The organism is Lysinibacillus fusiformis (genome assembly GCF_002845985.1).
Lineage (GTDB): Bacteria > Bacillota > Bacilli > Bacillales_A > Planococcaceae > Lysinibacillus > Lysinibacillus fusiformis_D.
In genome coordinates, this window is record NZ_PDFK01000001.1 from 260,048 (window position 1) to 272,649 (window position 12,602).

General features: G+C 35.4%; 7 protein-coding genes. All 7 read right to left on the minus strand.

From position 1 onward, the window contains the following. Window positions 1–7: 7 nt before the first annotated feature. The 7 genes from CRI88_RS01405 to CRI88_RS01435 all read right to left on the minus strand — a co-directional run bounded on the left by CRI88_RS01405 (window position 8) and on the right by CRI88_RS01435 (window position 12,585). Window positions 8–3,112: an NEAT domain-containing protein gene (locus CRI88_RS01405; protein ID WP_058843347.1), complete on the minus strand. Its 3,105-nt coding sequence runs from the start codon at window positions 3,110–3,112 to the stop codon at window positions 8–10. A 380-nt stretch (window positions 3,113–3,492) separates the two neighbouring features. Further along, the gene (locus tag CRI88_RS01410; protein ID WP_058843346.1) at window positions 3,493–4,263 is read right to left on the minus strand and encodes an ABC transporter ATP-binding protein; all 771 of its coding nucleotides are present in this window, start codon (window positions 4,261–4,263) and stop codon (window positions 3,493–3,495) included. Window positions 4,264–4,278: 15 nt separating this feature from the next. After that, a complete protein-coding gene (locus tag CRI88_RS01415) occupies window positions 4,279–5,247 on the minus strand; it encodes a FecCD family ABC transporter permease (RefSeq protein WP_101966350.1) in 969 nt (322 codons plus the stop codon). A gap of 21 nt (window positions 5,248–5,268) precedes the next feature. After that, a complete protein-coding gene (gene isdE, locus CRI88_RS01420) occupies window positions 5,269–6,192 on the minus strand; it encodes a heme ABC transporter substrate-binding protein IsdE (RefSeq protein ID WP_101966351.1) in 924 nt (307 codons plus the stop codon). A gap of 72 nt (window positions 6,193–6,264) precedes the next feature. Beyond that, window positions 6,265–6,957 carry a heme uptake protein IsdC gene (gene isdC, locus CRI88_RS01425; RefSeq protein WP_080717150.1) on the minus strand — a complete coding sequence of 231 codons (693 nt, stop codon included), beginning with the start codon at window positions 6,955–6,957 and terminating at the stop codon, window positions 6,265–6,267. A gap of 471 nt (window positions 6,958–7,428) precedes the next feature. After that, entirely contained in the window at window positions 7,429–11,973 is a 4,545-nt protein-coding gene (locus CRI88_RS01430; RefSeq protein ID WP_257982861.1) for an S-layer homology domain-containing protein, read from the minus strand. A gap of 87 nt (window positions 11,974–12,060) precedes the next feature. Next, the gene (locus tag CRI88_RS01435; RefSeq protein WP_036127114.1) at window positions 12,061–12,585 is read right to left on the minus strand and encodes a phage tail protein; all 525 of its coding nucleotides are present in this window, start codon (window positions 12,583–12,585) and stop codon (window positions 12,061–12,063) included. Window positions 12,586–12,602 lie beyond the last annotated feature (17 nt).

A 12,602-nucleotide genomic window follows, 5' to 3' on the forward strand; every position in this document is an offset into this window, starting at 1 on the left:
TTAATTATTAATCAATTAAATTGACTAATTCTAGTGATCGTTTTAAAACCTTCGCCATTTGAGCACGTGTTAAATTACTTTCTGGATTTAAATAGCCATTAGACCCTGTCATAATGTCTAGTGCCTGTAATTCCGATACGGCTTGCTTTGAGTAGTCAACTACTTGATTAGCATCTTTGTAGGATAAGGCATTTTTATCAACCGTTACTTTATAGCCTTTATATTCAAGCATGCGTAAAATCATTGCCGCTGCTTGCTGACGTGTAATATTTGCTGTTGGGTTAAATGTTGTGGCATTTACACCTGTTACAATACCTACCTCTGCAAGTGCTTGTACTTCATTTTCAAACCACTGACCTTTAACATCTTTAAACGCGGTTGCTTTAGCAGATTGAATATTTAAAGCTCGAGCGACCATTACTGCAAATTGTGCACGAGTTATATTTTTATTTGGACTAAATGTTGTAGCTGTTGTACCTGTTGAAATTCCAGCAGCGTATAAAGCTAAAATTTCATCTTTGCTGAATATATTACCAATATCTGTAAAAGGATTTTTAATATTATCCGTTTTCTCTGTATTATTAGAGTTTGTTGTTTCTTCCTCTAAAGCTGGCACATCAAACGTAAAGAATAATGTGTACGCCCCATAACCTAAACTACCTGAATCTACAAATATTTTCGTTACGCCATTGCGATCTTGAATTAATGGTAAACGTACAACACGTACTTGATCCATTTTTTCGCCTGTAGAACTTATCACTTCGATTTTTTGTTGCTTACCATTTTCATCAATATAAGCAAGTGTTTCAAAACCATAAGCTTTACCAATTAGTGTCATTTCAATATAACGTTTACCGTCAAGTGTTACTAATTCAGCTTTCGTGAAGTATGGTGCTAAATAGTTTGTAATAAAATCAGCCATATTACCGTTTGGATCAGCCACCATTTTATACGTAATGGACTGACGAGTATTCTTTTCATTTGTCTTTGTTGTCGTTGCTGATACATTTGTGGAAATCGTCTTATCCGCCGTTATTGCTTCAAAAACAAGATTATCTAGTGTAGCAATTTCAAATGAAAGTGTTGTTGTTTTTGCAGTTGCAATCGGTACTAATGAAGCTACTTTATTCGACCATTTTGCAATTTCTTTACCGTTTTGTTTGACAATAAAATTTTGTAAGTTATTTTCAATATTTAATGAAAGCATAACTTTATATTTGTTATTTTCAAATACTGTTTTTGCTTTTTGTAGGAAGACAGCTATCTCTTTTGTATTGTTTGCAAATTCAAATTTAACTACTCCCTCTTGACTAAAGTTCCCTGTAGTACTTGTATTTGTTCCGCTATTAGTTGAACTACCATTTGTTGAACCACTATTAGTTGAACCACCTGTACTTGGGAATGTTGTACTATCATTAATCTTTGAAAGTGACGCTTCTTCAAATTTTAATAGAATATTATAGTCATGATGATAGTTAAGATCCGCAATATCGACTTTTACCCACGCATTTTGAAGAGTAGCTAAATTCGATACTGTAAATTGCACTACTCGTACATCATTTGTATCGCTAATTGTACTAGGTGTTGCACCATTCACTGTAAATCCAGTAATCCATGAACTATTTTTTAGTGTTAATTGAACTTGATAGGAAGAGCCATTTTTCACTACATATGCTTGATTATCAACATATGTGTTCATAATAGAGCTACCCGTACCTGATTCATTTAAGAACGTAAAGTTCACTGTATACAGCCCATTAGTTGATTGTTCATTGTTTTCAGTGTTAGAATTGTTATTGCCACCGGTATTTGAATTATTATTGTTCTCCCCAGAACCTGATTCACTGCCGTTGGTATTTCCTTCCGAACTATTCTCCTCTTGCTTAGCAATCTCACCCGTTAATAGTACTTTTTCAACTGTCGTACTCATTGTGGATGCATTCCCATTTCGCTCAGTTGTTGACGTGAATGCTAAATTTTCTAATGAATCTACTGTAAATTTAATGACATTTTTCGTGTCCCCTGCTGTCCATTCTGCAATCATTTTATTTCCTTGTTTTACAGAAAAGCCCTTCGTTGTACCATTTACAACTAAATTAATTGTTACAGCAATTTTATTGTCTGCTGTTTTTGTAGCATATGCTTGTCCTAAAAGGGATGCGATTATTGTATGAGCAGGTGCACCAGAGCTAACAGGTGTCAGTCCAAACTCAATTACTTGATTGTTCGAGTTGAAATGCTCAGGTAAATATACAATTTGTTCTTTTATCGGTGCAAAATCAAACGTAAACGGTGTTGCTGGATACTTGTCACCTGACATAATCACTGTAGCCTTTAAATCAGCATCTAATTTTACCTTTATAACACGTACTAATGAATTGCCTTCTCCTTCAGAGCTTACGATTTTTACGTCTTCTCCGTTTTCACTGCCTACTTTTAGTGTCGTAAATGCATATGTGTGACCTGTTAGTTTAATATAGGCATATTTTTCTTCACCAATTGTCGCTAAATCAGCATAATTAATATAACTTTTAAAATACGTATCATATGTTTTATTATTTGTTAAAAATGTGAAAGGAACGTTTTTTGTAATAATTTCATCTTTGTTATCTTCTGGTTGTTCTGTTGCTTCATCACATACACGATTAACTTCCGTAACATCAGCAATTTTTAAATACACTATATAGTCATGATCATACGATAGCATTGGAATATAAACATCAACCCATGCCTTTATTGTTTGCTCATATTGATCGACTACGAATGTGTAAATATCGTTACCATTAGTGTCTGTTGTTTTTTCAATAGCTTTTTTTAATTCTCCGCCAGATTCTACTTTAAAATCCTGGTACCACGCTGTATATGCTTGTGGCACAGTAATGTCTACTGTAAATTGACCATCTTTTTGTTGAACAGTAGCTTCCTTTTGAACATAGCTATTCATCATTGAATCTGCTGTTTGCTGTTCGTTGAGCATTTTGATATTTGCCGAATAGTCAACTACGCAGCTAGATCCGGTATTCTCTTCCGCCTTTACTTCCATTCCCAAGCCAGGTAATACTGCACCTAACATCAACACTATCATTGCTACATATTGTAAAAATTTCTTCAATACTCTAACCTCCTGAGTTTTTTAATTATTTCAACCTATCCTAAGCGTTATTACCTCCTTTTGTATAAACAATTTAACTAGTACTACCACAAACCCAAATGATTCCCATTCTCAATTAAAATTAAAAGAAAAACATCTATTAATTACATGGATGTTAGTGAGTAAATCTACCTTTTTAATTGATTATGATTCTCATTCTCACCAATTATAACTCACAAACTATTATTGTCAAGAAAGTTAAAATATGTTTTGTTATTTTATTTTGTGTAAATAATGCTAAATAACATACTGTCATTGAAATATTTACTGTAAATTTAAAAGGATTAAAAATTTACCTTCATTAACTCTAAGAAGCTGCTAATCTGTCTCATATAATTTTCCTAAATGCTTAATGGAATCATATATGTACCAACACTTTCATGCGTTTGAATAATCACTTCTACACCATACACTTCTTTCATCCGTTCTGCTGTTACGGTTTCTATAGGTGCACCTTCGCATAATATTTTACCGTCTTTCATCAAAATAATATGATCGCTATATTTTATTGCTTGATTAATATCATGCAACACCATCACAATTGTTAGAGCATGTTCTTTGTTCAATTTCTTCACTAACTCCATTAATTCTATTTGATAAAAAATATCTAAATATGTTGTTGGCTCATCTAAACAAAGAATGGATGATTTTTGAGCAAGTGCCATGGCAATCCAAACACGTTGACGTTCACCACCCGATAATGCATCCAATTTACATGTACGTTTCTGTGTTAAATTTGTTGCTGACAGTGCCCAATTGACTGCCGCCTCATCTTCTTCAACATTTCTTTTCATTAATTGTTGATGGGGTACCCGTCCATAAGCAACTAGTTTTTCAATCGTGATATCTTGCGGCACTGAATTTTGCTGATAAACAATGGCTAGTTTTTTCGCAAATTCCTTGGCCTTGTATGTCATTATATCCTTCTGTTCTAACGTTACTGATCCTTGTTGCGGCATATTATTACGTGAAATAACACTTAATAATGTTGTTTTTCCACAACCATTCGGGCCAATAATCGTCGTGATTTTTCCCTTTTCAATAGTTGTCGTAACCCCATCTAAATGATTTTGCTTCTGATCATAAGATAGTTTAATTTGAGAAACGTTCAATACACTCACCTCTCTTTATTTATCTTTTCGAATTAAGAAGATTAAAAATGGTCCACCGATTATCGCCATGATTGTGGATGCTGGTATTTCCAGTGGCGCAACTAATATTCTACCTAATGTATCGGCAGTTAAAATTAGCAGGGCACCAGCTAATGCCGAGAATGGTATTAACCATTTATGATCTGATCCTACTAACCTTCTTGAAATATGCGGTACTAATAAACCGACAAATGCAATAACACCAGCTGTAGCAGTTGAAATAGCCGCTAGTAATACCGCTATCGCTGCAATAAATAGTCGTGCACGTGTTACATTAAAGCCTAGACTCTTGGCCGTTTTATCTTGTAAAGCCAATAAATTGCACCAAGAGGCTATTAGAAGAGCAGCTAGTAAACCAATCAAACCGTAAAATGAAATTAAACGTACATCACTCCAAGTTCGCATCGATAAATTAGAGCCACCTACACCGCCAACCATCACATTCATATAGCTACATAGCGTAACAAAGGCTTCTGTTAGACCCGTAAACATCGCATTAATCGCAATACCCACTAAAATTATTTTCAAAGGATTTAATCCTGATTTCCAGGACAACATAAATACTAAAAAGCAAGCAAAGGCTCCTCCAAAAAAAGCTAATAATGGCGTAAAGAAAAACATCATTGGAAATAATGTAATGATTAATAATTGTACAAATGATGCTCCCGCTGAGATGCCAATTACACCTGCATCGGCTAATGGATTACGCATAACTGCCTGCAATAATACGCCGGAAATGGATAATGATGCTCCTGCAAATAAAGCAACAATAATCCGTGGAAATCGTAAATCTTTAATGACTGTGTAATTTGAGTTTTCTTCCCCAAAAAGAGCCCTAATAAACTCCATCGTATCCATTTTAATAGAGCCAGTAATGGCTGAATATATAATAACGACTAAAAGTAATAGACTTACAACTAAAAAACTATTTATTTTTTTATTCATCTCAGTCCTCTACATTTCTCATTATGGATACATAATGTTAATTAATTCTTCTAGCGCTTGAGGTACTGCAAGCGTTGCTGTTGTACCAAATAACGGTTCATCTAAATCATAAACACGTCCATTTTTTACTGCGTCAAAATGCTTCCAAATATCATTCGTAGTAAATTCCTCATTAAACATTTCCACAACTTGTTCAGGCAGACCATGTGCCAGACGAATAATAATATCTGGATTGCTTTGTTGTAAAAATTCCGTATTAGACGGTAAATATTCCGGTTCTTGCCCGCTCATCACATTTTGACCTCCAGCCAATCTCACTAAGTCTCCAATATATGAATTTTCTGTTGCCACCAAATAGCTACCTGGAATGCCTAATAAAATCAGTACCTTTGGTGATTCATTTAATTCCGCCTTCATTGAAATGGCTGTAATCTTTCCTTCTAGCTCCGTCACTAGCTTCATGGCCTCTTCTGTCCGTTTATATTTTTCTCCAATTTCTAAAATAGCAGCTTTCATACTATCAATACTCTGTAAATTCACATATGAAGCATTAATACCAACTTCATCAAATGTCTTTTTCAAATCTGCCTCCAACGTAGTCACTGAGAAAACCTCTGTTGGATTCAAGGATTTTACAATTTCCATATCAGGTGACATCGGACTACCAACCTCGGGTAAACCCTCATATCGTTTAGGTAAATCATATATCGTCGTAGGAATAGCGACGGCATCTAAATTTAGTGCATCTAGAATATGAGCAACTGCAACTGTCGTTGGAATAATTCGATTTTCATCTTGAACAGTTGTCTTATTTTCATCCTTTTTTTCTTTTACCTTATTTTCATTTTCCTTAATTGAATTAGTACATGCTGAAAGAACGACAAAAATAATACATAGCACCACCATATGTAACTTTCTACTATTTACTTTTGTTTCTTTTATCATGTCCATTCACTCCTTTTAAAAAGCACCCTACTCCTACCTGAGTGAAGTAGATGAGGGTGCTTCCGAAATATTTCAATGGATTTCTTCCTTCATGCGTTTTTTAAAATTAAATAGGATAAATCCACTGACACAGAACAATAAAAGTATACCTATTGGAAAAGCATCACTTGTTTGTGGATTTACTTCTTTTTCTTTAACTGACGAAATATCTGTTTTACCAGTATTATCTGTTTTTTTAGTCGTGTTAGAGTTATTTTGTACTGTTGTAGCTGCTACTGCACTACCATCTTCGTTTTTCAATGATGCCGCATCCCATACAAAATCTACTGTATATTCATGATGATAATTTAAGTCATCAATGTCCACCTTCATCGTAACAGCAGTTTTCGATGTATAAGCAGGTAATGCAAATTGGACGATACGTGTATCCTCTGCCTTATTTTCGCTGACGACTTTATTACCGCCTGTACTTGATTCAAATTTCGTTATCCACGCACTTTTTTTCATCTTCATTTGTACAACCGAAGTACCATTCTGAACAATAATTGTTGCAGGCTTCAAAAAGTAATCATTTGCCATCGAAGCAGATGAAGAATCTGGTTTATTCACTTGGTAATTGATTGTATATTTCCCATCTGCAAGCGCAGCAGAAGCATTTAAATTAGGTGTAACGAAAATTGTTAAAAATGCGACTAACATTACTGAAATTAACCTTTTGATAGTAAAACCCCCTTTCAATTGATAATCATTATCAACACTATGCATATAAAAAGGGATATTAGAAAATATCCCTTTTTATTATTCTGCGTGTTCGACATATTAATTATGATAATGATAATCATTATCACTAATTGAATGATATTATGTATACATTAATTTGTCAATACTAATACAAAATAGATTATTTTTCCTAAACAATTTTAAAAGTTAAGTAAGAATCAAAAAGTCTATGAAGCAATGAAAACAGATTGATAAGAAAAAAATCTCTATTTTTATGAAAAAAGTGGTGTCTCAAAATAAAACTTCCATTGACATATTTTAAAATTGATTATCTCTTGTTTTTTCGGGTCATCTCCTGCTGTAGCTCGATTAAGGAATGTGCTTTTAATTCGTGCAGTGTTACTAGAATTAGATGAATCGAATATGGAGTCTTTTATCAGTTATAAAAAATCAATAATAAAGAAACGGATTTGGAAGTTATGCAATTCCAAATCCGTTAAAAAGTTCATTATGTTTTTATTTCATTGTAGCTGCTTGAATTTCAAAAAAGGCCCAATGTTCTTTTGGTATATCCTTGAAGATTGGTTCTGAATCTAAAGTTGGTATTGGACGATTAAAAATTCGATTTAATACCTTTACTGCTTGGGCACGTGTTAGCTTTTCATCTGGGCTAAATTGTCCATTTCCAGAACCTACCATGATCTCCATCTCACTAATAGCTTCTATTGCCTGGGCAGCCCAATGCGTAGAAGCTACATCATGGTATTTCTTATCACCTATCTTTAGATTGCAATAAGGAGTAGCAGTCGTCTCCTCTGAGCATTGCTTATTAAGCCAACGCATAGCAATAACTGCCATTTGAGCTCTTGTTATTTCATCATTGGGGCCAAAAGAATGATCTTGTCGTCCCTCCATGATTCCTTGTGTACGGATATACTCAATATCATGTTTAGCCCATGAATGAGCTGTATCTCTATAAAAAGTTCCAGTTACTTCTGGTACATTATTATTACTCAAACTTCTTGCCAACATTGCGGCCATTTGTGAACGTGTAACACTTTCATTCGGACGGAAAGTACCATCTTCATAGCCTTGGATGTAAGGGACGGATGTTCTCTCTAGCTCTTTTTGTTCTAAATGTACTAAAGAAAAAGTAGAGAAATGCTGTACATCAAAAATGATACCTGTCTGCCCTTTATTGAATTCTACCAATCTTCCAGACAATAATTCCGATGTACCATTACTATGTTCTACATAAACCCTTATATTTCTTTCTTGCACGGATGTCAGGTTCTTTGGCAGTGGTAGTAGCAATGACACTTGACGATTTTGCAAGTTCGTTTCAATTGTTAATGGTTGGCTGATAACTTTCACTTTCGTGCCTTTTGTTAATCCCAATGCCCTTTCACGCTCTTCAATATCTTCCTGTGAGATTGTACTCTTAATCGGTACAATTCGGAAATAAATATCCTCGTTGAAATCTGACATTGAATTATATGGAATTTCGATTTTAACATTCCTCATATCTATCCCAAAGCTAGATTTTCCTTCTACTAATAGTTTAGCTGCCTCTTTAGCAAGTATCACCTTTGTTTCACTTGCAGATGGTTCCATATTTGGTATGACAATTCGAGATTGTTTTTCTTCCAGCTTCACTAATTTCCGAAGAAACTCTTGTGCATTGGCAATTGAAAACGCTACCGTATCTTGTATCTCACCGTTGATATATAGACGTGTTAACACTGTTTGAAGAAGAACCTCGTTTGGCTTATTCGGATCTACAACATTCACCTTTACTTGATTACTTGGCAGACCTGGTTCAGGTGCTGGACTTGGAGTGGACGATCCTCCATCTCCCGGTACAATGTTTTTTGTCCATACAGCATACAACATCAAATTCACTTTCCCCATTTGAATGGTTTGCCCCTCTTTGTAAATAACACCTTTTCCATCAGACCTTGTATTCCATCCTATAAATGTATAGCCGACTTTCATTAAATTACCTGTATTGCCTATAACTTTAATTAATTCGTGAGCAACATACTGCTTCGAATCAATTGGCACTTTACCTCCTTCAGCTCCGTTACCGTCATACGTAACTGTATATGTTGGCAGTGCGCCCGTTGTAAAATTCCAGGTAGTATTATCAGTAATACCTTCATACACATTACCCGCTAAATCAGTAAAGGCACCTGCATCAATTTGAATACTGTAAGCTGTATTTTGGGTTAATTCTAATGTAGGATTAATTGTCACGGATTCATTAATAATAGAGACGTTTGCTTGCGTAACTTCAATTGTTTCAACAACTTGATTGTCTGAACTATTACGAATGACAATATTTCTATTCGTTACAGGTAAAACCTTTTCATTAAATGTTAATACGAGATTTTCTGTAAACTGTACATCCATTGCTTGATGTATTGGGAAATAAGCTGTTACTTCTGGAGATTTTTTATCAAATATCACAATTGATCCTGAAGAAACCTCCGTTACTTGTATGCCTTCATGCCCCATTAAATCCCGATAATCAATTGCAAAGCTAATTGGTCCCTCTGTGTCCCCAGATTTCAGTGTATAGCTTGCTTGCCAAGTTTTAGCATCTCCATCACCTTTATCGGTTATGATGGCTGTTTGTCCGAGAATCGTTACATTGGGTGATTGAATATCCTCACTTGTCACAAAATCTATTGTGATAATATCATCTACCTTCGCGACTAATGGATTGGCATTATTAGATGCCATTGTCACCTGCTGAACAGTTGGCTTCCTACTATCAACTATGACATAGCTTCCATCAGTTACATCAGTGACCTCTGTTGCTGGAGTGCCTAGTAAATCTTTGAAATTTATGGTAAAGGGTGTTGTCCCCTCCATATCTCCATTTGTTACCATATATGTTGCTTGCCAGTTTGTTGCAGCTCCATTGACAGTTGCGGCTTTTCCTGCAATCTTAACTGTAGGTGCTTGAATATTTTTATCTGTCTTAATTGTTAATGTAATAGTATCCCCTATCTTGGCCTTTGTCGGATCATGATTATTCGACTTAATCGTCACCTCTACAGCTTGTGGCATCGTTTTATCAATCACAAATGAAACTGTTGTTGTATTACCTGCGTTATCTGTTGCTACCAAAGTATAATTTCCAGATGTACTTACAATGCTTCCACTTGTAAAGAGAGCACCATTTAATGTCGCTGTTCCTTCACTGAAACTAATTGTTACGTCTGTATTATAAACACCGTTATTTGTCACTCCTGTTATGGTAGGAGGGGTCGTATCTAACACAATTGTATTTGATAATGTATTCGATATATTGCCAGCAGTATCCCTTAGTTGCATATAAACGGTTTTACTACCTTCACCAGGTGACAATGTCCAATTTCTTGAAGATAAACGCGGCTCCCAACCGGACCAAGTAGTACCATCATTTGACAAGCGCATTTCTATCGCTTCTCCTTCTAAATCACTTGCAGTCATTGTTAAAGTAACATTAGTAGTATTTGTATAGCCTGCTCCACCATTAATCATAATAGTGCCTGTTGGGGCATGATTTTTAGTAATCTGAATTGTAAATTCCTTATCAAACGTATTACCAGCAGCATCTGTTACTCTTATCGTAATCTTATAACTATTTTTCGTATCATAGGCAAACGGGGCATTTGTCTTTAATACATTTCCATCAATTGTAAAGAAGCTTATATCCCCAGATTGCAGTGAATACGTAAAAGTTTGTGCACTTCCTGAGTCTGTTGCCGTCATTGTTCCAACAGTTGTACCAATGGGCTTCTTTTCTTCTATAGTAGTATTACTGAGTTCAATATTCGTAGGTGGTGTACTATCATAGATTATTTGATATTCCGCAGATGCTTTATTCAATGCGCCACTGCTATTAGCAACTACATTTTCAGGAATTTTAATTTTCACTGCTCCATCCACACTTGGTGATATTTGGGCAGTATATGTGGCACCACTTCCTGTGATAGATAGAATAGTTCCATTTGTAACAGTTATATCTCCAGCCGCTAAACCAGCCACTGGCTCACTGAAAACAATCGTTATAGAAATTGGATTGCTATTTGTTGGGCTAGATATAGTTGTTGGAATGGTCACGGAAGGACGTGCATTGACGACTAGATTCATTGTATAGACAGTGCTATAGTCAATACCGTCACTTACCTTAAATGTAAAAGATGCAGAAGAGCCATTTTCCGTCATATATTTGAATTTACCTACATCTAAGTCAGCTTTACTTATTGTCTCACCATTTGCAATAGCTTCCCCTGCCTCAAATTGCTGATTATTATTGTTATCGAGAAAGAGTTGTCCGCTATTAGGAATTGTAGAGATTTGAATCTGTTTCAAAGTATCTCCAGCATCTGCATCATTAAAAGTGAAGGAAGTACTATCAAATGTATACACTTGCCCCTCATTTACATTTACGGTTCCATTACTAGATGTCGGTGGGTTATTGGGAGGGTTATTATTTGGTATATCTATCGTAAATTCCGTAAACGTTAAATCCCACAACCCCGCCTGTACAGTATTGATAAATTGCACACTTGCAGTAATGATAAAAGAGTTAATACCCTCAATATTAATAGGTATATCATAAATAGGGTCATGCTTGGCAATTGTCTTAAAAATAACTGGATTTCCTTTTGGATTTCCTACTTCATCATACCCTTGAATCGTCAGAGACAAGGCATCATTTTCGGCATGTGAATTGATAGTATTAATCTTTAACGTTTTTAAATCAAAGACACCACCTGAAAAACTTTCACCTGCAGAAATTCTAATCGATTTTGGTGTTGAATATTCATCTGCATTAAAATAATAGCCAGCTGGAAATTGTGCATCATTACTATACGTGAATAAATGAATACCATCATTCCCTGCAATGCCAGACACTTCAAATCCGTTCGTTGTATCACTTAGCCAATTTGCTTGTGTTAAATCTTGAACACAAGTTGGATAATTAGACGTTCCACAATTAGCCGCCTCTGCTTTTAAAGGGGCAACAAACAATATGACTGTCAATTGACTATAAACTACTAACATAAAACACAAGGTTATGGCTATTATCTTTTTCCCCATTCTCTACACTACTCCTTTATAATTGTTTCACATCCTTCATTTCATTCATTCTTAACTCCTTGGAGGCCATTCTCCAGCTAAGCAAATGATAAAGTTCAACCCAAGATATGGTTGCATATTATTATGTGGTTGATTCCCACCCACTACATCTATTGCCAATAAACTCATTTGTGTATTTACTTGTGTCGCATAGACAGGGACAGAGCCTCTTCCCTGTTGCTCTGTCCATATTGCTCCAGTTGGGTCATTATTTGAAGTTTGAACATTGTTACAAGCAGCTATATGATGATGACTAGGCATTTGAGTTGTTAATAGCGTAACAGTAGCTTCACCCCCTGATGCTCCAACACTCCTCGGTGTTAATCCAGCTCCTGTTCCTTGATGAAGCGCTGCCCTACCATTTAGATTCGGTAAAGCAAAGGTGGTCCTTCCATCTCCTCCATAATTTGCACCTAAAATGGCAAATAATGCTGTATTGGAAGTAATTGATAAGAGCTGACCATTACATAAAGCCCAATCTTTTGGTGCGAAATTACCGCCAAATATTCTGATTTCTCCAATATAGGCTTCTGACATTTTCCTGCATCTCCTTT